At 71.4% G+C, this 22101-nt stretch carries 19 protein-coding genes and 2 tRNA genes; 16 read left to right on the top strand and 5 right to left on the bottom strand.

What is annotated here, in order from left to right; all coding sequences use genetic code 11:
• Nucleotides 1–41 precede the first annotated feature (41 nt).
• On the bottom strand, nucleotides 42–2624 hold the full coding sequence (gene pepN / locus KRR39_RS13640) for an aminopeptidase N (protein WP_216937634.1): 2583 nt from the start codon (nucleotides 2622–2624) through the stop codon (nucleotides 42–44).
• A 119-nt stretch (nucleotides 2625–2743) separates the two neighbouring features.
• On the opposite strand from pepN, the gene KRR39_RS13635 reads away from it, so the two are divergent.
• The gene (locus KRR39_RS13635) at nucleotides 2744–3382 is read left to right on the top strand and encodes a mycothiol-dependent nitroreductase Rv2466c family protein (RefSeq protein ID WP_216937633.1); all 639 of its coding nucleotides are present in this window, start codon (nucleotides 2744–2746) and stop codon (nucleotides 3380–3382) included.
• 72 nt (nucleotides 3383–3454) lie between these two features.
• Nucleotides 3455–4435: an aminoglycoside phosphotransferase family protein gene (locus tag KRR39_RS13630; RefSeq protein ID WP_216937632.1), complete on the top strand. Its 981-nt coding sequence runs from the start codon at nucleotides 3455–3457 to the stop codon at nucleotides 4433–4435.
• A gap of 7 nt (nucleotides 4436–4442) precedes the next feature.
• Here KRR39_RS13630 and KRR39_RS13625 read toward each other — a convergent pair whose 3' ends face one another.
• The gene (locus KRR39_RS13625; RefSeq protein ID WP_216937631.1) at nucleotides 4443–5060 is read right to left on the bottom strand and encodes a maleylpyruvate isomerase N-terminal domain-containing protein; all 618 of its coding nucleotides are present in this window, start codon (nucleotides 5058–5060) and stop codon (nucleotides 4443–4445) included.
• On the bottom strand, nucleotides 5057–5431 hold the full coding sequence (locus KRR39_RS13620) for an MmcQ/YjbR family DNA-binding protein (RefSeq protein WP_216937629.1): 375 nt from the start codon (nucleotides 5429–5431) through the stop codon (nucleotides 5057–5059). Before KRR39_RS13620 ends, KRR39_RS13625 begins: the two co-directional genes overlap by 4 nt.
• A 66-nt stretch (nucleotides 5432–5497) precedes the next feature.
• On the opposite strand from KRR39_RS13620, the gene metG reads away from it, so the two are divergent.
• The 5 genes from metG to KRR39_RS13595 are packed head-to-tail and all read left to right on the top strand — an operon-like array spanning nucleotide 5498 to nucleotide 10696.
• Nucleotides 5498–7297 (top strand): methionine--tRNA ligase, encoded by a 1800-nt coding sequence (gene metG / locus KRR39_RS13615; protein WP_216937628.1) that lies wholly within the window; start codon nucleotides 5498–5500, stop codon nucleotides 7295–7297.
• Nucleotides 7294–8202, top strand: coding sequence for an alpha/beta hydrolase (locus KRR39_RS13610; protein ID WP_254185127.1), 909 nt, complete (start codon nucleotides 7294–7296; stop codon nucleotides 8200–8202). Before metG ends, KRR39_RS13610 begins: the two co-directional genes overlap by 4 nt.
• A 13-nt stretch (nucleotides 8203–8215) precedes the next feature.
• Nucleotides 8216–8716 carry a ribose-5-phosphate isomerase gene (locus KRR39_RS13605; RefSeq protein ID WP_216937626.1) on the top strand — a complete coding sequence of 167 codons (501 nt, stop codon included), beginning with the start codon at nucleotides 8216–8218 and terminating at the stop codon, nucleotides 8714–8716.
• Between the two features lies 1 nt (nucleotide 8717).
• Entirely contained in the window at nucleotides 8718–9566 is an 849-nt protein-coding gene (locus KRR39_RS13600) for an Fpg/Nei family DNA glycosylase (protein WP_216937624.1), read from the top strand.
• Nucleotides 9567–9583: 17 nt separating this feature from the next.
• Entirely contained in the window at nucleotides 9584–10696 is a 1113-nt protein-coding gene (locus KRR39_RS13595; RefSeq protein WP_216937622.1) for a PP2C family protein-serine/threonine phosphatase, read from the top strand.
• A 43-nt stretch (nucleotides 10697–10739) separates the two neighbouring features.
• Here the strand turns inward: KRR39_RS13595 and KRR39_RS13590 are convergent.
• A tRNA-Gly gene (locus tag KRR39_RS13590) sits at nucleotides 10740–10813 on the bottom strand.
• A gap of 194 nt (nucleotides 10814–11007) precedes the next feature.
• Here KRR39_RS13590 and KRR39_RS13585 point away from each other — a divergent pair.
• From KRR39_RS13585 to KRR39_RS13570, 4 genes are all read left to right on the top strand, one after another.
• Nucleotides 11008–11083 (top strand) — tRNA-Pro (locus KRR39_RS13585).
• An 81-nt stretch (nucleotides 11084–11164) separates the two neighbouring features.
• Nucleotides 11165–12559 carry a trigger factor gene (tig, locus tag KRR39_RS13580; protein WP_216937620.1) on the top strand — a complete coding sequence of 465 codons (1395 nt, stop codon included), beginning with the start codon at nucleotides 11165–11167 and terminating at the stop codon, nucleotides 12557–12559.
• A gap of 70 nt (nucleotides 12560–12629) precedes the next feature.
• Nucleotides 12630–13814 carry an esterase/lipase family protein gene (locus KRR39_RS13575; RefSeq protein ID WP_216937618.1) on the top strand — a complete coding sequence of 395 codons (1185 nt, stop codon included), beginning with the start codon at nucleotides 12630–12632 and terminating at the stop codon, nucleotides 13812–13814.
• 75 nt (nucleotides 13815–13889) lie between these two features.
• Complete coding sequence (locus KRR39_RS13570) at nucleotides 13890–14351, top strand: SRPBCC family protein (RefSeq protein ID WP_216937617.1); 462 nt, start codon at nucleotides 13890–13892, stop codon at nucleotides 14349–14351.
• Here the strand turns inward: KRR39_RS13570 and KRR39_RS26150 are convergent.
• Complete coding sequence (locus KRR39_RS26150; protein ID WP_216937615.1) at nucleotides 14348–14452, bottom strand: NUDIX domain-containing protein; 105 nt, start codon at nucleotides 14450–14452, stop codon at nucleotides 14348–14350. The genes KRR39_RS13570 and KRR39_RS26150 overlap by 4 nt on opposite strands.
• 381 nt (nucleotides 14453–14833) lie before the next feature.
• On the opposite strand from KRR39_RS26150, the gene KRR39_RS13560 reads away from it, so the two are divergent.
• The 5 genes from KRR39_RS13560 (at nucleotide 14834) to KRR39_RS13540 (ending at nucleotide 22095) form a co-directional block, all read left to right on the top strand.
• Nucleotides 14834–17179, top strand: coding sequence for an immune inhibitor A domain-containing protein (locus tag KRR39_RS13560; protein WP_367303668.1), 2346 nt, complete (start codon nucleotides 14834–14836; stop codon nucleotides 17177–17179).
• 194 nt (nucleotides 17180–17373) lie between these two features.
• A complete protein-coding gene (locus tag KRR39_RS13555) occupies nucleotides 17374–17976 on the top strand; it encodes an ATP-dependent Clp protease proteolytic subunit (RefSeq protein ID WP_216942636.1) in 603 nt (200 codons plus the stop codon).
• 8 nt (nucleotides 17977–17984) lie between these two features.
• Nucleotides 17985–18653: an ATP-dependent Clp protease proteolytic subunit gene (locus KRR39_RS13550; RefSeq protein ID WP_216937611.1), complete on the top strand. Its 669-nt coding sequence runs from the start codon at nucleotides 17985–17987 to the stop codon at nucleotides 18651–18653.
• A 192-nt stretch (nucleotides 18654–18845) separates the two neighbouring features.
• Nucleotides 18846–20129, top strand: coding sequence for an ATP-dependent Clp protease ATP-binding subunit ClpX (gene clpX, locus KRR39_RS13545; RefSeq protein ID WP_216937609.1), 1284 nt, complete (start codon nucleotides 18846–18848; stop codon nucleotides 20127–20129).
• A gap of 49 nt (nucleotides 20130–20178) precedes the next feature.
• Nucleotides 20179–22095 (top strand): M3 family metallopeptidase, encoded by a 1917-nt coding sequence (locus KRR39_RS13540; protein ID WP_216937607.1) that lies wholly within the window; start codon nucleotides 20179–20181, stop codon nucleotides 22093–22095.
• The last annotated feature ends 6 nt before the right edge of the window (nucleotides 22096–22101 follow it).

The raw sequence follows: 22101 nt of genomic DNA, 5'->3' as shown, positions 1-22101 counted from the left end.
CCGCACCCGGTCGGGTACGGCCCTTCGTCATGTCCTGCGGGTCAGGCGTCGGCGTCCTGCGCGGCCAGGGCGCGGGCGATGTCGGCCCGGGCCTCGCCGACCAGCCGCTGGGCCGCCGGGTTCGCCTGCGAGGTCGCCAGCCAGGCGTCGACCCGGTCGAGGGTCGCCCGGCTGGTCAGCGCGCGCGGGAACATGTACTCCAGCATCGTCGAGGCGATCTGGGTGCCTTGGTCCTCCCAGATCGTGTCCGCCACCGCGAGGTACTTCTCGAGGTAGGGCTCGAGCACGTCGGCCTGCTCGGAGGCGTCGAACACGTAGGCGATGCTGCGCATCGTCTCGTTGGAGACCTCGTTGCTGAGCGCGGCGTCGGCCCAGGCCTGCGCCTTGGTCTCGGCGGACGGGATCACCGCGCGCGCCGCGGCGGCCCGCTCCTGCCCGGAGATCGTGTTGTCGCGGGCCAGCTCCTCGGCGACCCGGTCCACGTCCGCGCGGCCGCCGCGGGCCAGCGCGGTGACCAGGGCCCAGCGCAGGTCGGGTGCGACCTCGAGGCCCTCGAGACGGACGCTGCCGTCGAGCAGGGCGGCGACCAGGTCGAGGCCCTCCTCGCTGCGCGCCGCGCCGCCGTACGACGACGGCGGGACCCGCTTGCCGGAGGTGCCGGCGAACGACTTCACGAACGTCAGCTGGTGGTCGCTGCCCGGCTCGGCGTCCTCGATCAGCTCGCGCAGGCCCTTCTCCCAGGTCGCCCGCAGCGCGTCGCGCTTCGCCGGGTGCGAGAACTGGTCGATGGCGATCTGCACGTAGACCGGCAGCTGCTTGACCGCGGTCTCGTCGGTCTCGGCAGGGAGGCCCTGCAGGACCAGCGCGACGAAGTCGCCGGCGGAGAGCTCGGCGTCGCGGGTCATGTCCCACAGCGCGCCCCAGCACAGCGCCCGGGCCAGCGAGCTCTCGATGCGGTGGATCGACTCGCGCACCGTCGCCAGCGACCGCTCGTCGAAGCGGATCTTCGCGTAGGACAGGTCGCCGTCGTTGAGCAGCACCAGGTCCGGCTGGGTCGTGCCGACGAGCTTGGTCACCTCGGTGCGGGCGCCCACGACGTCGGTCTCGACCGTCGTACGACGGACCAGCCGGCCGTCCTCGGCCCGGTCGTAGAGGCCCACGCCGATCCGGTGCCGGCGCAGCGTCGGGTGGTCGGGGTGCGCGCTCTGCACGACGGCGAAGGAGCTGTAGCGGCCGTCCTCGTCGACGGTGGCGTCCACCGCCAGGGTGTTCACTCCGCTGGTCTGCAGCCACTCCTCGGCCCACGGCTGCAGGTCGCGCCCGGAGGTCTCCTCCAGCGCCGAGAGCAGGTCCTGGAACTCGGAGTTGCCGAACGCGTGCCGGCGGAAGTAGGCCTTCAGGCCGGCGAAGGACTCCTGCTCGCCCACCCAGGCGACCAGCTGCTTGAGCGCGGAGGCGCCCTTGGCGTAGGTGATGCCGTCGAAGCTCACCTCGACGGCCTCCAGGTCGTGGTTGTCGGCCGCGATCGGGTGCGTGGAGGGCAGCTGGTCCTGGCGGTAGGCCCAGTTCTTGCGGGCGTTGGTGAAGCCGGTCCACGCCTCGTCGTACTTCGTGGCCTCGACCAGCGCGTGGTGGGAGGCCCACTCCGCGAAGGACTCGTTGAGCCAGAGGTCGTCCCACCACCGCATGGTGACCAGGTCGCCGAACCACATGTGCGCCATCTCGTGCAGCACGGTGTTGGCGCGCTGCTCGTAGAACCAGGTCGCCTGGCGGCTGCGGGGGAGGTACTCGTCGCGCAGCGTGACGCAGCCGGCGTTCTCCATGGCCCCGTTGTTGAACTCGGGGACGTAGAGCTGGTCGTACTTGTGGAAGGGGTAGGGGTAGTCGAAGGCGTCCTCGAAGAACGCGAAGCCCTGCTTGGTGACCTCGACCAGCTCGTCGGTGTCGAAGTACGGCACCATCGACTGGCGGCAGTAGTGCCCCATCGGGATCTCGCCGTGCTTGCCGACGTAGGTGTCGTGGACCTGGTGGTACTCACCGGCGACGATCGCGGTGACGTAGGTCGACATCCGCTCGGTCGCCGGGAAGCGCCACACGGACCGCTCGTCCCCGGCGGGCTGCGGCTCGGGGGTGGGGGCGTTGGACACGACCACCCAGTGCGCGGGTGCGGTCACCGTGAAGTGGAAGACCGACTTGAGGTCGGGCTGCTCGAAGGTGGTGAACACCCGACGGGCGTCCGGCACCTCCATCTGGGAGTAGAGGTAAACCCGGTCGTCGGCGGGGTCGACGAAGCGGTGCAGGCCCTCGCCGGTGTGGCTGTAGGCGCAGTCCGCGACGACCCGCAGCTCGTTGTCCTCGGCGAGGTCGTCCAGGCGGATCCGGTGGTCGGCGTACACGGCGGCGGGGTCCAGGGACCGGCCGTTCAGCGTCACCTCGTGGATCGTGGCACCGACGAGGTCGGCGAAGGTCGAGGCGCCCTGCCGGCTGCGGAACCGGATCACGGTCGTCGAGCCGAAGGTCGTGGTGCGGGCAGGGTCCAGGTCGAGGTCCACGGTGTAGGACTCGATGTCGAGGAGAGCGGCGCGGTCGCGCGCCTCGTCCCGCGTGAGGTTTGTTCCAGGCATGCCCGCATTCTCCCATCCGGTACGGGGAATAACCGAATCGACGGAGGTGGTTGAACTGACACGTGTCCTGACCTCGGACGCCCCCTTTTCGACCGCACCGACCCACCCCAGGAGCACCCGTGACCCAGACCGCCGAGACCACCACGACCGAGCAGGACCGCACCCCCGTCGACTTCTGGTTCGACCCGCTGTGCCCCTGGGCGTGGATGTCCTCGCGCTGGCTGCTGGAGGTCGAGAAGGTCCGTCCGATCGCGCCGAGCTTCCACGTGATGAGCCTGGCGTACCTCAACGCGGACAAGGACATCCCCGAGGAGTACCGCGCGATGATGGAGACCGCCTGGGGCCCGGTGCGGGTGGCGATCGCCGCCGCGCAGGCCGAGGGCGACCAGGTCCTGCTGCCGCTCTACACCGCGCTCGGCAACCGGATCCACCTCGAGGGCCGCTCCATCGACCGCGCGCTGATCGAGGAGGCGCTGACCGAGGTCGGGCTGCCCACCTCGCTGGCCGACGCGGCCGACTCCACGGCCTACGACGAGGAGCTGAAGAAGTCCCACCACGCGGGCATGGACCAGGTCGGCATGGAGGTCGGCACCCCGGTCATCAGCGTCGAGGGCGTCGCGTTCTTCGGACCGGTCGTCACCCCGGCCCCCAAGGGCGAGGCCGCCGGCCTGCTCTGGGACGGCGTCGTGCTGGTCGCGGCGACCCCCGGCTTCTACGAGCTCAAGCGCACCCGGACCCAGGGTCCCGACTTCTCCTGAGCGGACCGCTCGGTCCGCTGTGCGGGACGAAACGCCCGCGGGGGGGCTCGACAGCCTGCCTAGAGTGCTGACGTGATCGTCGAGCCCCCCGGCCTCCCGGCCGACCGCGTCGGGGCGGCGGTGCGCTCCGGGTGGGGCGTGGACGTCGTGGGGTCCCGGCACCTCTCGGTCGGCTCGGCCGCCTGGCACTGGCGGGTCGATGGGGACGCCGGCCCGCACTGGTTCGCCACCGTCGAGCCGGTCGCCTCCGACGACCAGCGCGCGGCCCTCCTCGCGGCGTACGACGCCGCCACCCGGCTGGCCGGCAGCCTGCCGTTCGTGGTGCCGCCGGTCCGCGCCCGCGACGGGCTGCTCGCCGTCGACGTCGAGCCCGGGATGCTGCTGAGCATCACCCCGTTCCTGGAGGGCGCGCCCGGGGTCGGCCCGCTCGCCGACGACACCGCCCGCGCCCACCTGGCCGCCCTGCTCGGCGACCTGCACCGCCAGCGCCGCCCGCGGCACCTGCCGGTCTGGCGGCCGCGGGTGGGCCGCGCGCACGCCGGCCGCGAGGAGCTCGAGGACTGCCTGCGGCTCGGCAGCTGGACCGGCGGTCCCTGGTCGGGGCCCACCCAGCGGCTGCTCGCCGAGGCCCGCCCGGTCGTCGAGCGGGCGCTGCGCCGGTTCGTGCTGCTCGGCGCGGCGGTCGCCGGCGCGATGGACCGGTGGGTGGTCACGCACGGCGAGCCGCACGCCGAGAACCTGATCGGCACCCCCGACGGGGTGCGCCTGGTGGACTGGGGGAACGTCTGCCTGGCGCCGCGCGAGCGGGACCTGCGTGAGGCGCTGGGCGAGGCCGAGGGCGCCGAGCCGTGGTTCGCCTACGTGGAGTCCGGCGGCCGCCCCGACCCGCTCTCCCCGGACACCCTCGAGCTGTTCGCGCTCGAGCGGCACCTCGGCGAGATCGCCGTGCACGCGGTGCGGTTCTCCCGCGCCCACGAGGACGGCGCCGACGAGCGGCGCTGCTTCGGCGAGCTCGAGGCCCGGGTCGCCGGGCTGCTGGAGCGCTGGGCCTGAGCCCCGGTCAGGACGAGCGGCGGACCGTGCCGTCCCAGCGCCAGTAGTCCAGCGGGACGGCGGGGTCCCGGCCGGTGAGCCGCAGCAGCGTCGGCCACGGGTCGTCGGTCGGCGCGTCCGGGAAGAGCCGGTCCAGCACGCGTCGTACGACGGACGGGTCGGGGTGCCACGAGAGGTCCAGCGGGTCGGCCACGTCGTGCAGGTGCAGCAGCGTCTCGACGGTGCCCATCGCCGCGAAGCCGGGCGGGTCGGAGACGCCGTACGGGTGGTAGCCGCGCACGTCGGCCGGGCGGGTGCGGGCCAGCGCCACCAGCATGCCGCCGCAGGCGTCGAGCACCCGGACGACGCCCTCGTTGCCGGCCTCCCGCCGAGCGTGGGTGGTCACCTCGGCCTCGCCGGGCCGGTCGGCGGAGTAGGCGAAGGGGACGTACTCCTCCAGCTCCGGGGTGGCGGTCGCGATCTGCCCGGCGTAGGCGAACAGGTCGTCGGCGACGTGCTCGACGGTCGACCGCACGGTCCAGGTCAGCCCGGTCGCCGGCCGGTCCCAGTCCAGGGCTTCCGCGGTGCGCAGCGCGGTGCACGCCGCGGCCACCGTCCCCTCCAGGTCGTCCACGAGGTCGCTCACAGGCCGCTCTCCTTCACGAGTCGCTTGGGCGCCTTGGTGCGCCACGCGTCGGTCAACAGCTCCCGGAGCTCGTCCTCGCCGACCTCGGCGAGGCGGACCAGGACCGCCGGGTAGCCGTTGTAGTGCGACTCGGTGAAGAACTTCTCCGGGTCGGCGTCCAGCAGCTCCTGCTTCGCGGCCTGACCGTCGACCCGGACCACCAGCACGTCCGGCCGCGGCACCCGCGGCTGCTTCGGGGCGACGCGCTGGTTCCAGGTGAACGCGAACGCCGTGCCCTCGACGGCGGCGCCCACCGCGTCGAGGTCGCTGCGCTCGAACGTGCTGGACGGCAGGGACTCCACGATCCGGCGTACGTCGTCGAGGTCGGCCACGCCCCCAGCGTCTCGTCCGGCCACCTGGTGGGGCAACCGGATTGCGCCGCTCACTAGGCTCGCGTCATGAGCAAAGTCCTGTCCGCCGTCGCCTGGCCGTACGCCAACGGCCCGCGCCACATCGGTCACGTCGCCGGTTTCGGTGTGCCCTCCGACGTCTTCAGCCGCTACATGCGGATGGCCGGGCACGACGTGCTGATGGTCTCGGGCACCGACGAGCACGGCACCCCGATCCTGGTCGCCGCCGACAAGGCCGGCGTCACGCCCCGCGAGCTGGCCGACACGAACAACCGGATGATCGTCGAGGACCTGCACGCCCTCGGGCTGTCCTACGACCTGTTCACCCGCACCACGACGGCCAACCACTACGCCGTGGTGCAGGAGATGTTCCGCACCGTGCACCGCAACGGCTACATGGTCGAGCAGACCACCAAGGGCGCGATCTCCCCGTCGACCGGGCGCACCCTGCCGGACCGCTACATCGAGGGCACCTGCCCGATCTGCGGCTACGCCGAGGCCCGCGGCGACCAGTGCGACAACTGCGGCAACCAGCTCGACCCGACCGACCTGATCGACCCGCGCAGCAAGATCAGCGGCGAGGTCCCGGAGTTCGTCGAGACCCAGCACTTCTTCCTCGACCTGCCCGCGCTGGCGACCGCTCTGAAGACGTGGCTCGACGAGCGCGAGGCGTCGGACACCTGGCGGCCGAACGTCATCAAGTTCAGCCAGAACATCCTCGAGGACATCCGCCCCCGGGCGATGACCCGCGACATCGACTGGGGCATCCCGGTCCCCGTCGAGGGCTGGCAGGACAACCCGGCCAAGCGGCTCTACGTCTGGTTCGACGCGGTCATCGGCTACCTGTCGGCCTCCGTGGAGTGGGCCCGCCGGCTCGGCCAGCCGGACCGCTGGCGCGAGTGGTGGAACGACCCCGAGGCGCTGTCCTACTACTTCATGGGCAAGGACAACATCACCTTCCACTCCCAGATCTGGCCCGCCGAGCTCCTCGCGTACGACGGCCGGGGCGACCGGGGCGGCGAGCCGGGGGAGTACGGCGCGCTGAACCTCCCCACGGAGGTCGTGTCCTCGGAGTACCTCACGATGGAGGGCAAGCAGTTCTCCTCCTCGCGGGGCGTGGTGATCTACGTCCGCGACGTGCTCGACCGCTACCAGCCCGATGCGCTGCGCTACTTCATCTCCGCGGCCGGGCCGGAGAACCAGGACAGCAACTTCACCTGGGCGGAGTTCGTCCGCCGCACCAACGACGAGCTGGTCGCGGGCTGGGGCAACCTGGTCAACCGGACCGCCACGATGGTCGCCAAGAGCTTCGGGGAGATCCCGGCGGCCGGGCCCCTCGAGCCGGCCGACCAGGCGCTGCTCGACACGGTGCACGCGGCGTTCGGGACGGTCGGCGGGCTGATCGGTCGGCACCGCCAGAAGGCGGCGCTCGCCGAGGCCATGCGCACCGTCGCGGACGTCAACAAGTACGTCTCGGACAGCGCGCCGTGGAAGCTCAAGGGCGAGGACGAGCGGGAGCGGCTCGCGACGGTCCTGCACGTCACCACCCAGGCCGTGGCGGACTGCAACGTGCTGCTCGCGCCGTTCCTGCCGCACAGCGCGAACGCCGTGGACCTGGTGCTGGGCGGCTCCGGCGACGTCGCCCCGATGCCGGAGATCCGGGAGGTCGAGGACCTCGACGGCGGGGCGCCGTACCCGATCCTCACCGGCGAGTACTCCGGCTTCCCGGCCTGGGAGCGCCGGCCGGTGGTGCCGGGCACCCCGGTGGAGAAGCCGGTGCCGGTGTTCACCAAGCTCGACCCCTCGGTGGTCGACGAGGAGCTGGCCCGTCTGGAGCAGCACGCGTGACCCTGCACCCGCAGGCCCTCGCGGCCCTGGCGCTGTGGTCGGCCGGTCCCAGCGTCACCGACCCCGGGTTCGGGCCGGCCGACGTCGCCGCCATGCGCGCCGAGGCGCTCGCCGCCGCGGAGCTGGAGCCCAAGGAGCCGGTCGACCGGGTCGAGGACGTGGACGCCGACGGGGTGCGCTGCCGGCTCTACGTCCCCGACCTCGCCCCGGCCACGGCCCAGCGCACGATCCTGTTCCTGCACGGCGGCGGCTTCGTGTTCGGTGACGTCGACACCCACGACGGCCAGGCCCGCCGGCTCGCCAACCGGACCGGGTCCGCGGTGCTGGCGGTGGACTACCGGCGCCCACCCGAGCACCCGTTCCCGGCCGCCCCCGACGACGTCGACACCGCGCTGTCCTGGCTGCTGGTGAACGCGGCCGCCTACGGCCTGGACCTGTCCCGGGTGGTCGCCTGCGGGGACAGCGCCGGCGGCAACCTGGCGCTGGTCGCCGCGCTGCGCAACCCGAACGCGCTGGCCGCGACCGTGCTGGTCTACCCGTTCGTCGACGCGGCGATGGGCTGCCCGTCGTACGTCGCGCCGGACGGGGGCCTCACCCGGGCCGAGGCCGGCTGGTACTGGGAGCAGTACGCCGCGCGGCCCGAGGACCTGCAGGACGCCGACCTCGCGCCGTACCTCGCGACCGGCCTCGGCACCCTGCCGCCGACACTCGTGCAGGTCGCCGAGCACGACGTGCTGGCCGACGAGGACCTGGAGCTGGCGCGGCGGATCGCCGCCGCGGGCGCGCCGGTGGAGGTCACCACCTACCGCGGGATGATCCACGGCTTCTGGCGGCACCCGCAGCTGTTCGACGCCGCGGAGGAGGCGCTGGCGGAGATCGCCGGCTTCCTCGACCGGCACGTCTGACAGACTTTCGCCCATGCGCGTCCACCTCGGCTCCGACCATGCCGGCCTCGAGCTCAAGGAGCAGCTGCTCAACTGGCTCGCGGACCACGGCTACGAGGCCGTCGACCACGGCCCCTTCGTCTACGACGCCCTCGACGACTACCCGGTGTTCTGCCTGCGGGCCGCCGAGGCCACCGCCGACGAGGACGGCAGCCTCGGTGTCGTGATCGGCGGCTCGGGCAACGGCGAGGCGATCGCAGCCAACAAGGTCAAGGGCGTCCGCGCGGCGCTGGTGTGGAGCGAGGAGACCGCGGTCCTGGCCCGCGAGCACAACGACGCCAACGTGGTCTCGGTCGGCGGGCGGATGCACGCGGTCGAGGACATGATCCGGTTCGTCGAGGTGTTCCTGGAGACCGCGTACAGCGGCGAGGAGCGGCACACCCGCCGGATCCGGATGCTCTCGGACTACGAGAAGACCGGCAACCTCCCGGACCTGCCGGACTCCGCCCTGGGCCACCGGCCCGGCCAGTCCTGAGATGCCCGAGGGCCACACGCTCTTCCGGCTCGCCAGCAGCATCAGCGCCCACTTCGCGGGGCGGGTGGTGTCCGCCAGCAGCCCGCAGGGCCGGTTCGCGGAGTCGGCCGCGCTGATCGACGGCACCCTGCTGGAGACCGCGGAGTCCTACGGCAAGCACCTGTTCGTGGACTTCGAGGGCGACCGCCAGGTGCACGTCCACCTCGGGCTGTACGGCAAGTTCGCGGTCCAGGACGGCGTCGCCGAGGACCCCCGGGGCCAGGTCCGGCTGCGGCTGGTGGCCGACGGCAGCGACGAGCGCCCGCCGGCGTACGGCGACCTGCGCGGCGCCACGGCCTGCGAGCTGATGACCCGCGACCAGCAGCGGCTGCTGCTCGACCGCCTCGGACCCGACCCGCTGCGCCCGGACGCCGACTGGACCCGCGCCTGGGCGACCGTGCACCGCTCGCGGGCCCCGATCGGTGCGCTGCTGATGGACCAGAAGGTGCTGGCCGGCGTCGGGAACGTCTACCGCGCCGAGGTGCTGTTCCGGCACCGCGTCGACCCGCTGCGGCCCGGCAGCTCGCTGCGGCAGGGCACCTTCGAGCAGATGTGGCACGACCTCGTCGCGCTGATGGCCGACGGCGTCCGGCGCGGCCGGATCGACACCGTGCACGTCCCGGTCGAGGAGGCGCTGGTCGGCCGGGTGCCGCAGGCCGACACCGACGGCCACCCGGTCTACGTCTACCGCCGCGCCGGCGAGGCCTGCTTCGTGTGCGGGAGCACCGTGCGCACCGAGGTGCTGGTGGGCCGCAACCTCTTCTGGTGCCCACGGTGCCAGCCGCGGTTCCGGTCCCGGGCGGGCCGATAAGCACTAGGGTCGGACCGATGGTCGCCGCCTCGCACCCCGGGCGCCCGACCGGCCTGTCGGCCGGCCGGGTGCTGACGCGTCGCTGGAACCGTGCGGTCCGCCGCCTGCGGGAGTCCGACCTCGTCCCCGCGCTGCTGCTCGTGGCGGCGGCGGTGCTGATCGGGATCGCGCAGTACGTCGTCCCGTTCGTCCCGCTGACCACCCTGGTCATCCCGATGGTGATCGGGAACCTCGTGCTTGCACCGCGCGTCCTGCCCTGGGTCGTGGTGTTCTCGCTGTCCGTCCTCGTGATCGTGGTCGCCGCGACCCCGAGCGTGCTCGACGGCCGGCGGATCGGCGGGGTGGTGGTGATCTTCCTGATCGGGATGATCATCCTGGTGTCCTCCTTCCGCCGCACCCGGCTCGGCGTCGCCGGGGTCCGCGGGGAGTCGATGCTGGTGGACCTGCGCGACCGGATCCACAACCAGGCCAGGATGCCCGCGCTGCCCAAGGACTGGTACGCCGAGGCGGTGCTCCGCTCGGCCGGCGGCTCGTCGTTCGCCGGCGACTTCCTGGTGGCCTCCCGCTCCTCGGACGGCAGCTCGCTCCAGGTGGCCGTCGTCGACGTCTCCGGCAAGGGCGAGCAGGCCGGGTCCCGGTCGCTGCTGCTCTCCGGAGCCTTCGGCGGGCTGCTCGGTGCCCTGCCGGCCGCCAGCTTCCTGCCGGCCGCCAACGACTACCTGCTGCGCCAGGACTGGCCCGAGGGCTTCGCGACAGCCGTGCACGTCACCATCGACCTGCTGACCGGCGCGTTCGAGCTGCGCTCGGCCGGTCACCCGCCCGGCGTGCAGCTGCACGCCGGGTCGGGGCGCTGGGCGGTGCACGAGGCGGAGGGCCCGGTGCTCGGGCTGATGCCGCGCGCGGAGTTCAGCGTGGTGCACGGCCGGATCGACCGCGGCGACGCGCTGCTGCTGTTCACCGACGGGCTGGTCGAGACCCCCGAGCGGGACATCTCGCTCGGCATCGACAAGCTGCTCGGGCAGGGCGAGCGGCTGCTCCGGGTCGGCATGGAGCAGGGCGCCCACCGGCTCATCGACCGGCTCGAGTCGATGAACGACGACCGGGCCCTGCTGCTGCTGCACCGGCGCTGAGCGCCGGGCCGGCTCGCCCGGGGAGCGGGAGAACCGGGGGAGCTGGAGCGGATGACGGGAATCGAACCCGCGTAGCTAGTTTGGAAGACTAGGGCTCTACCATTGAGCTACATCCGCGCGCTGGACCGGCCGTCGAGCTCACCGGCCGGAAGCGTCCCCATCGTGCCACAGCACGAAACTCCACCACCAATCGGTGACACCCGCCCCAGTGCGGGTCCGCGGGCGTGCTCGCGATTACGGTTCGGGCTCGCCTCTCCCGTAGACTCCCCGGGTCTCCCTGAGGGGAGCCGTGAGAAATGGTGGCCGGAAAACGGGGCGTAGCGTAGTGGCTAGCGCGCCTGCTTTGGGAGCAGGAGACCGCAGGTTCGAGTCCTGTCGCCCCGACCATCTCGCCCACTTGTCTGCACTGACCGAGGGCACGCGCGCACGTCGCCGCCCACATCGCTAGTTGACTGAGGAGAACCACCTGTGAAGAGCGCCGTCGAGACTTTGAGCCCGACCCGGGCCAAGCTCACCGTCGAGGTGCCCTTCGAGGAGCTCAAGCCGAGCCTCGACGCGGCGTACAAGAAGATCGCCCAGCAGATCAACGTGCCCGGCTTCCGCCGCGGCAAGGTGCCGCCGATGGTCATCGACCGTCAGGTCGGCCGCGCGGCCGTGCTGGACGAGGCGATCAACGAGGCGCTCCCCAAGCTGTACGTCGAGGCGCTGCAGGCCAACGAGCTCGAGCCGCTGGCCCAGCCGGAGATCGACATCACCAAGTTCGAGGACAACCAGACCCTCGAGTTCACCGCCGAGGTCGACGTCCGTCCCGAGGTGGAGCTCCCCGACTACACCGGGCTGGCCGTCACGGTCGACGACGTCACGGTCTCCGACCAGGACGTCGAGGAGCAGGTGCAGAACCTCCGCGAGCGCTTCGCCAGCCTCTCCGAGGTCGAGCGGGCCGCGGCCGACGGCGACTTCGTCGTGATGGACCTGGTCGCCAAGAAGGACGGCGAGGTCGTCGAGGGCGCCGAGGCCACCGGCCTGAGCTACCAGGTCGGCAAGGGCGGCATGCTCGACGGTCTGGACGAGGCGCTCACCGGGCTGTCCGCCGGCGACGAGACCACCTTCACCTCGCAGCTCGTCGGTGGCGACCAGCTCGGTGAGGACGTCGACGTGGAGGTCAAGGTCACCTCGGTCAAGGAGCAGGAGCTCCCCGAGCTCGACGACGACTTCGCGCAGACCGCCTCGGAGTTCGACACGGTGGCCGAGCTGACCGAGGACGTCCGCACCCGGCTGACCCGCGGCAAGCGCCTCGAGCAGGCCGCCGCCGCCCGCGACGCCGTCCTGGAGAAGCTGCTCGACCTGGTCGACGTCCCCCTCCCGGAGACCGTCGTGGAGTCCGAGCTGACCGCCCGCAGGGAGCAGATCACCCAGCAGCTCACCATGGCCGGCATGACCATGGAGGCCTACCTCGACTCCGAGGAGCAGACCGTCGACGAGTTCGAGGCCGACCTGGAGAAGCGGGTCCGCGACGCGGTCGCCGCCCAGTTCGTGCTCGACCAGGTCGCCAAGACCGAGGAGATCGGCGTCAACGAGGGCGAGCTGCAGGAGCACCTGATGCGCCGTGCGCAGCAGTCCGGCCAGAACCCGCAGGAGTTCATCCAGCACATGCTGGAGCACAACCACATCCCGGAGATGGTGTCCGAGGTCGTCCGCGGCAAGGCGCTCGCCAGCATCGTCGAGGGCGCCACGGTCACCGACGAGTCCGGCAACCACGTCGAGCTGAAGAACCTCCAGCCCGACGGCACGATCGCCGAGCCGTCCGACGAGGTCGACGAGGCCGGCACCGACGAGACCGCGGAGGAGAAGGCCGACGCCTGATCCCGTCCCCGCAGCACCCCGCCGACCCGCGCCGCAGTCCTGTGGCGCGGGTCGTCGGCGCACTCCAGTGATGAGCCCGACGTCGCCGCACCCGACCGCCGAGGCGCACCGGGCGGGCCTGCTCGAGGCGCTCGCCCTGGCCGCCGAGACCGTCGACGAGCTGGTGCTCGGCACGGTCCGCGACGTGCACGGCGCCGTGGCCCGCCGGGTGTTCGGGCTGGCGGACCGGCTGACCGGCGGGGCCGCCCGCGGGCCGGCCCGTGCGCACGACCGGCTCTCCTCGGCGGTGTACGCCGGCGTCGGGGGTGGCCTGCGGGCGACCGGCCGGGGGCTGCGCACCGCGGACCGGCGCGGTCTCGGCGGCCGGATCGAGGACTCCCCGCAGGGCCGGCTCGTGGTCTCGGTGCTGAACGGCTTCATCGGCGACCGGCTCGCCGAGCAGCAGTCCAGCCTGGCGATCCGGCTCGCGGTGCGGCACCGCGGGAGCGACGTACCGCTGGAGCCCGAGCCGCTGGCCGCCGCGTTCCCCACCGCCACCGGGGACCTCGTGGTGTTCCTGCACGGGCTGTCCGAGGCCGAGACCAACTGGGACCGGGACGCCGAGGAGACCGGCGGCAGCTACGGCACCCGGCTGGCCGCGGAGACCTCCTGGACGCCGGTCTACCTGCGCGCCAACACCGGCCTCCCGATCGCGGAGAACGGCGTCGCGCTCGCCGCGCTGCTCGACGACCTGGTCGCCGCCTGGCCGACCGAGGTCCGCCGGATCGCACTGGTGGGGCACTCGATGGGTGGCCTGGTGATGCGCGCCGCCTGCGCGCAGACCACGGGCGACTGGACCGGCCTGGTCACCGATGTCGTCACCCTCGGGACCCCGCACCTCGGTGCGCCGCTGGAGCGCGGGGTGGCGCTGGGCGCCAAGGCCCTCGGCCTGCTGCCCGAGTCGGCCCCGTTCGGCCGGATCCTGGAGTACCGCTCGGTCGGCATCCTCGACCTGCGCGGCGGGCTCGCCCCCGACGTCCAGCACCTGCCGCACGCCCGCTACCACCTGGTCGCCGCGACCCTGGCCGCGTCGCACCGGCACCCGGTCAGCGAGGCGTTCGGCGACCTGCTGGTGCGCTACCCCTCGGCCACCGGGCGCCCGCGCCGCGGCCGCGAGATGTTCCCCGGCGCCGACGTCCTGCACATCAAGGGCGGCCACTTCGACCTGCTGAACCACCCTCGCGTGTACGACGCGCTCCGCACCTGGCTGGGCTGAGCCGCCCGTCGTACGACCCCGCGCCCGCGCAGCCCCGCCGGCGCAGCCCCCGCCCCACGTCGCCGAGGAGACCGCATGCCCCCGCCCCTGCCGATCAGTGCCGCCGTGGAGATCGACGCCCCGCCGGAGCGGGTGTGGTCGGTCGTCGGCGACGTGACCCGGATGCCCGAGTGGAGCCCCGAGCTGCGTCGGCTGCGGGTGCTCGGCAGCGAGCCGGTGCGGGTCGGCTCCAGGATGCTCGGGCTGAACCGGCGCGGCTGGGTCGCCTGGCCCACCACGTCGGTGGTCACCCGGCTCGAGCCGGGCCGGGCCGTGGCCTGGCGGACCCGCGAGAGCGGTGCCTCCTGGACCTACGAGCTCGAGGCCACGGCAGCCGGCACCCGGCTGACCGGCCGGCGCGACCTGCCCGCGTTCTTGCTCGGCACCACCGTGCTCGGGCCGGTGATCGGCGGCGCCGCGGGCCACGACCGCGAGCTCGCCGACGGCATCCGGACCACGCTCGGGCGGATCAAGCGCACGGTCGAGGCGGCCGGCTAGCGGCCCAGCGCGAGCGGCTCGCGACGCAGAGCGTCCTCGGGGCTCTCGCCGGGCTCGATCCCGCCGCCCGGCGTACCCCACACGAGGGCCAGAGATTTCAACGGATGTGACCCGTGTTTGCACGATTGTGCAAACGCACAAAAATGAGGTCATGTTCCGGGTTGCGGCTCTTGTCAGTTTCGGTACCGCCGTGTGGACTGCGGGCGACTGCAACCGCAGTCGCGCACCGAGGTTCGGGCGCGGGTCGTCCCTGCACGTCGTTCGCGGCGTGACCCCGCTCAGCAGATGCCAGCCGCACGACTGGGCTCCGGAGCTGCCCGTGACCCCGCTTGGGTGCGCCTTCACGCGACACGATCGCTGTTGACGGAGGAACCGTGCGAAAGAAGTCAGCCGGGCTGTTGAGCCTGGTGGTGGCCGCGGGCCTGGGGACAACCCTTGGAATGCCCGCGGTGTCCGCCACCCCAGCCCCCACTGCGAAGAGCGTGGCCACCAGTGCCGACAAGCCAGACGAGTCGGCCGGCCACGAGCTCCCGAACCCGCTCGAGGACAAGCGCCGCGCGCTGCGCCAGGAGGCCATCAACGAGCTCCTGAGCGGCAAGGGGAAGGTGGAGAAGCGCGGTGCGAGCACCGTGATGAAGGTGTCCAGCGGTCGCTCGCCCAAGTCGCTCGACAAGCAGGGCAAGGCTCAGAAGACGGTCTCCAGCGAGGACCAGTACGTCGAGCTCAGCCGGGAGAAGACCGACAAGATCTTCGTGGTCCTGGCCGACTTCGGCAACGAGCGTCACCCGGACTTCCCGGACAAGGACACCGAGCCGTCGATCCCCGGCCCGACGACCTACAACGGCCCGCTGAACAACTCGATCCCGCAGCCGAACCGCGCGGTCGACAACAGCACCGTCTGGCAGCCGAACTTCGACCGCGCACACTTCCAGGACCTGTACTTCGGCAAGGGCGGCACCGCCGGCGCCGGCGGGGCCCAGGAGTCGGTCAAGCAGTACTACGAGCGTCAGTCCTCCGGGCGCTACAGCATCGACGGCACCGTCACCAACTGGGTGAAGGTGCGCTACAACGAGGCGCGCTACGGCCGGTCCAGCGACGACCCGAAGACCAACGGCGACGACCCGGCCGTGTGCTCGGGCCACGTCTGCCAGAACACGTGGAACCTCGTCCAGGACGCGGTCAACCAGTGGGTCGCCGACCAGAAGGCCGCCGGCCGCACCACCGCCGACATCACGGCCGAGCTGAAGACGTTCGACCAGTGGGACCGCTACGACGCCGACGGTGACGGCAACTTCAACGAGCCCGACGGCTACCTCGACCACTTCCAGATCGTGCACGCGGGCGGCGACGAGGCCGACGGCGACCCGATCCAGGGCGAGGACGCCATCTGGTCGCACCGCTGGTACACCCAGACCACCCCGATCGGCACCGGTGGCCCCAACGGGTACGGCGGCAGCCAGATCGGTGACACCGGCCTGTGGGTCGGCGACTACACCATCCAGCCCGAGAACGGCGGGATGAGCGTCTTCGCGCACGAGTACGGCCACGACCTCGGTCTGCCGGACCTCTACGACACCAACGGTGGCGAGAACAGCGTCAACTACTGGTCGATCATGGCCCAGAGCCGCGTCGACGGCCCGAAGGACCAGGCCCTCGGCACCCGCGCCGCCGACTTCGGCGCGTGGGACAAGCTGCAGCTCGGCTGGCTCGACTACGAGACCCTGCTCCCGTCGCAGAACCGCAAGCTGGAGCTCGGCCCGCACGAGTACAACTCGAGCAAGGCCCAGGCCGCGGTGGTGGTGCTGCCCAAGAAGCAGGTCACCTCGAACCTGGTCGCGCCGTACGCCGGCAGCAAGTCCTGGTGGAGCGGGACCGGGGACGACTACGTCGCCTCCATGGCCCGTTCGGTGGCCCTGCCCGCGGGCGCGGCCAAGCTGGACTTCCAGGCCAACTACAACATCGAGGCCGACTACGACTACGCCTACGTCGAGGTCAACACCGGCAGCGGCTGGAACACCATCCCCGGCACGGCGACCGACCCGGCGGCCAACAACGGCCTCACCGGCGACTCCGCCGGCAAGTGGGTGCCGCTGAGCTACGACCTGACGCCGTACGCCGGCAAGACCGTCGACATCCGGATCCGCTACGTCGGTGACGGTGGCGTGCAGGGCAACGACCCGGCGTACACGCCGGGCCTGTTCGTGGACGCGCTCAGCATCACCGCCGGTGGCACGCAGGTGTTCGCCGACGGCGCCGAGACCAGCCCCAACGGCTGGACGCTGGACAAGTTCAGCTCGGTGGGCAGCACGATCTCGCAGTCGTTCGCCAACTACTACATCGCCTCCAACCGGGCGTACGTGTCGTTCGACAAGTACCTCCAGTCGGGTCCGTACAACTTCGGCTACGCCAACACCAAGCCGGACTTCGTGGAGCGGTTCCCGTACCAGAACGGCCTGCTGGTCAGCTACTGGGACACCTCCCAGGCGGACAACAACACCAGCGCCCACCCGGGTGAGGGCCTGATCCTGCCGGTGGACGCGAACCCGCGCCCGCTGGTCCGGCTCGACGGCACCCTGTGGCGTCCGCGCGTGAGCGGCTACGACTCGCCGTTCTCGCTGGAGAAGTCCGACTCCTTCACCCTGCACGTCAACGGGACGGCCAACTACATCCGTGGCCAGGCGGCCCAGCCGCTGTTCCATGACAACGCGTCGTACTGGGACGCCTCCCAGCCCGCCGCGAGCGTGAAGGTGCCGAACACCGGCACCAACATCAAGGTGCTGAGCCAGAACGGCACCACGATGGGGATCCAGGTCTCCCAGCGGAAGTGACCGGTTCGACCGAGTAGAACGGACGGCGCAGGGGGTCAGGGGCCTTCGAGCATCGTTCAGACCGTGGCCGGGAGGATCTCCTCCCGGCCACGGTCGCGTCCGGACCACGCCGTGCGCTGTGGGCGAACAAGTCGGGACAGTTCGTGGATGTGTCCCTCGTTCCGGCTAGGGTCGGGGACGTGACTGAGACCCAGATGAACGGTGGCGGCGGGACGTACGGGCTCGACGACCACATCTACCAGCGTCTGCTCCGGGAGCGGATCATCTTCCTCGGCTCCGAGGTGCGCGACCAGAACGCCAACGCGATCTGCGCGCAGATGCTCCTGCTGTCCGCCGAGGACCCCGAGACCGACATCTTCCTGCACATCAACAGCCCCGGCGGCTCGGTGGACTCCGGCATGGCGATCTACGACACCATGAACTACATCCCCAACGACGTCGCGACCGTGGGCATGGGCCTGGCCGCCTCGATGGGCCAGTTCCTGCTGTGCGCCGGCGCGGCGGGCAAGCGCTACGCCCTCCCGCACGCCCGGATCATGATGCACCAGCCCTCGGGCGGCATGGGCGGCTCGGCCTCGGACATCAAGATCCAGGCCCAGCAGTCGCTGCACATCAAGAAGGTGCTCTTCGAGCTGATCAGCCAGCACACCGGCCAGGCGCTCGAGCAGGTCGAGCAGGACGCCGACCGCGACCGGTGGTTCACCGCCGAGCAGGCACTGGACTACGGCTTCATCGACCACGTGATCTCGAGCGCCCGCCAGGTCGCCGACGAGGGCCGTCCGGCCCGGAACAAGTGAGGACCGCCATGACCAGCTCCAGCATCCCGGGTCTGACGGGGCGAGCCCCTGAGGTGGCGGCCCCCTCGGCGAACTACTACATCCCGCAGTGGGAGGAGCGGACCTCCTACGGGTTCCGCCGCATCGACCCCTACGGCAAGCTCTTCGAGGACCGGATCATCTTCCTCGGCACCCCGATCAGCGACGACATCGCCAACGCGGTGATGGCCCAGCTGCTCTGCCTGGAGTCGATGGACCCCGACCGGGACATCCAGATCTACATCAACTCCCCGGGCGGCTCGTTCACCGCGCTGACCGCGATCTACGACACGATGCGGTTCGTCAAGCCGGACATCCAGACCGTGTGCCTGGGTCAGGCGGCCTCCGCCGCCGCGATCCTGCTCGCGGCCGGGGCCCCCGGCAAGCGCCTCGCGCTGCCGAACAGCCGGATCCTGATCCACCAGCCCTACACCGAGGGCACCTACGGCCAGGCCTCCGACATCGAGATCCAGGCCAACGAGATCCTGCGGATGCGGGAGCTGCTCGAGAAGATGATCGCCGAGCACACCGGCAAGGACGTCGAGCAGGTCAGCCGGGACATCGACCGCGACAAGATCCTCACCGCGGACGCCGCGGTGGACTACGGCCTGATCGACGCGATCCTGGAGTCGCGCAAGGGCTCGCTGACCCCCGCCTGACCGGTCTCCCTCGTCCCCCCGGGGGCGAGGGAGTCGCCGTGTCCTGCCCCATTTGAGGGCGCGACGGGGTACCTTCGAGTTCGAGTACAAGAAGTCGCAAACAGCCGGTGGGAGCGGGTCCGTCATGGGTCCCTCCCCGGCCCCGGGAGTCTTCCGGATCGCCGCCGGCCTGAGTCGTGAGGAGTCGTGCCTGTGGCACGCATCGGTGACGGAGGCGACCTGCTGAAGTGTTCTTTCTGCGGGAAGAGCCAGAAGCAGGTCAAGAAGCTCATCGCGGGACCAGGTGTCTACATCTGCGACGAATGCATCGACCTCTGCAACGAGATCATCGAGGAGGAGCTCAGCGAGGGCACCGAGGTCGGCCTCGAGGAGCTGCCCAAGCCGCGGGAGATCTTCGAGTTCCTCAACTCCTACGTGATCGGCCAGGAGAACGCCAAGAAGGCGCTCGCGGTGGCCGTCTACAACCACTACAAGCGTGTGCAGGCCGGGGTCACCTCGGGCACCCAGCGGCACAAGTCCGACGACACCGTCGAGCTCGCCAAGTCCAACATCCTGGTGATCGGCCCGACCGGCTGCGGCAAGACCTACCTCGCCCAGACGCTCGCGCGGATGCTCAACGTGCCGTTCGCGATCGCCGACGCCACCGCGCTGACCGAGGCGGGCTACGTCGGCGAGGACGTCGAGAACATCCTGCTCAAGCTGATCCAGGCCGCTGACTACGACGTCAAGAAGGCCGAGACCGGGATCATCTACATCGACGAGATCGACAAGGTGGCCCGCAAGGCCGAGAACCCGTCGATCACCCGGGACGTCTCCGGCGAGGGCGTGCAGCAGGCGCTCCTGAAGATCCTCGAGGGCACCACCGCCTCGGTGCCGCCGCAGGGCGGGCGCAAGCACCCGCACCAGGAGTTCATCCAGATCGACACCACGAACATCCTGTTCATCGTCGGCGGCGCCTTCTCCGGCCTCGAGCACATCGTCGAGCAGCGGATCGGCAAGAAGACCCTCGGGTTCGGCGCGAAGCTCCCCACCAAGGAGGAGCGCGACATGACCAAGATCTTCTCCGAGGTGATGCCCGAGGACCTGCTCAAGTTCGGCCTGATCCCCGAGTTCGTCGGCCGGCTCCCGGTGATCGCCACCGTGGACAAGCTCAACCGCGAGGCGCTCGTGCAGATCCTCACCGAGCCCCGCAACGCGCTGGTCAAGCAGTACCAGAAGCTCTTCGACCTCGACGGCGTCGAGCTGGAGTTCACCGCCGACGCCATCGACGCGGTCGCCGACCTGGCGATGGTCCGGGGCACCGGTGCGCGGGGGCTGCGCGCGATCATCGAGGAGGTGCTCCTCCACGTGATGTACGACGTCCCGTCCCGCGAGGACATCGCCAAGGTGGTCGTCACCGGCGAGGTGGTCAGCGACAACGTCAACCCGACGCTGGTGCCGCGCGAGCCCGAGGCCAAGAAGAAGAAGTCCGCCTGAGCACTCTCCCCGCGTTCCGTGGGGACCGCGGCCTGGCTAGGCTCGCGGCGTGACCGTCGCACCCGCACCGCTGGCCCTGCCCGACTCCGCGTGGGAGGACTGGGTGGCGACCCGGTGCGACGGCCGGCTCGCCGAGACCCGGCGGCTGGTCGAGGAGCTGCGCGCCGGCGGGCACACCTCGGCCGAGGCGATGGCGCTCTGGAACGACCTGAACCTGGCCCTGCACAACGCCTTCTCCACCGCCTCGCTGGTGTCCAACGTGCACCCCGAGGAGGCGGTCCGCACCCGGGCCGAGCGTGCCGAGCAGGACGCGCACAAGCTGCTCACCGAGATCGGCCTGGACCGCCCGCTCTACGACGTCCTGGCCGCCGTGGACCCCGCCGACCTGGACGAGGGCGGTCGCCGCGTGCACGCCCTCGCGATCCGCGACTTCAGGCGGGCCGGTGTCGACCAGACCGACGACGTACGGTCGCGGCTGCGGGAGCTCGCCGAGCGGGAGACCACGGTCGCCCAGGAGTTCTCCAAGAACATCCGCGACGACGTCCGGTCGGTGCGGGTCGAGGCGGCCGCGCTGGACGGGCTGCCCGCGGACTTCGTCGAGGCGCACCCGCCGGGCGAGGACGGGCTGGTGGAGATCACCACCGCCTACCCCGACTACGTCCCGTTCATGACCTTCTGCCGCGACCGGGAGGCCCGAGCCGCGCTGGTCGGCGAGTTCCTCAACCGCGCCTACCCGCAGAACGACCCGCTGCTGCACGAGCTGCTCGGCCTGCGCCGCGAGCACGCACAGCTGCTCGGCTACGACGGCTGGCCGTCCTACGACGCCGAGGTCAAGATGATCGGCAAGGGGTCGGCGATCCCGGAGTTCATCGAGCGGATCACCGAGGCCTCCGACGCGGCCGGGCACCGGGACGCCGGCGTGCTGCTGCGCCGCCTGCAGCAGGACCACCCCGAGGTCGAGCAGGTCACCGCCGTGGACCGGATGTTCTACGCCGAGGTGCTGCGCCGGGAGACCTTCGACGTCGACGCCCAGCAGGTCCGCCCGTACTTCGACTTCGCGCGGGTCCGCGCGGGGCTGCTCGCCGTGACCGGCCGGCTCTTCGACGTGGAGTACGTCGAGGTCCCCGGTGCGGCGTCCTGGCACGAAGACGTCGCGACGTACGACGTGGTCCGCGGGGGAGCGCGGCTCGGCCGGATCCACCTCGACCTGCACCCGCGCACCGGGAAGTACGGGCACGCCGCGCAGTTCGACCTCGCGCCCGGCATCCGCGACCGGCAGGTGGCCGAGGGCGTGCTGGTCTGCAACTTCTCGCGGAACGTGATGGAGCACGACCACGTGGTCACGCTGTTCCACGAGTTCGGCCACCTGGTGCACCACGTGCTGGCCGGCAACCACCGCTGGACCCGGTTCGCCGGCGTGGCCACCGAGTGGGACTTCGTCGAGGCCCCCTCCCAGATGCTCGAGGAGTGGGCCTGGGACGCCGACGTGCTGCGGTCCTTCGCGACCAACGCCGACGGCGACCCGATCCCGCGCGAGCTGGTCGCCAAGATGCGCGCCGCCAAGGAGTTCGGCAAGGGCACGCACGTGCGCACCCAGATGTTCTACGCGGCGCTGTCCTACACGCTGCACCAGGACGTGCCCGACGACATCACCGCGACCCTGCGCGAGCTGCAGGAGCGCTACGACGTGTTCGGGTACGTCCCGGACACCCACTTCTACGCGTCGTTCGGGCACCTGGAGGGCTACGGCTCCGGCTACTACACCTACATGTGGAGCCTGGTCATCGCCAAGGACCTGTTCTCGGCGTTCGACCGCGACGACCTGTTCGCCACCGAGGTCGCGCACCGCTACCGGGACCGGGTCCTGGCCCCGGGCGGCTCGCGCGACGCCGCCGACCTGGTCGCCGACTTCCTGGGTCGCCCCTACGGCTTCGAGGCCTTCCAGCGCTGGCTCGACCGCGTCTGACGCCGC

Origin of the sequence: Nocardioides panacis, from assembly GCF_019039255.1 — a bacterium.
GTDB classification, from domain to species: Bacteria; Actinomycetota; Actinomycetes; order Propionibacteriales; family Nocardioidaceae; genus Nocardioides_B; species Nocardioides_B panacis.
Note: the sequence above shows the minus strand (reverse complement) of the source record. Positions and strands in the feature narration are given on the sequence as shown.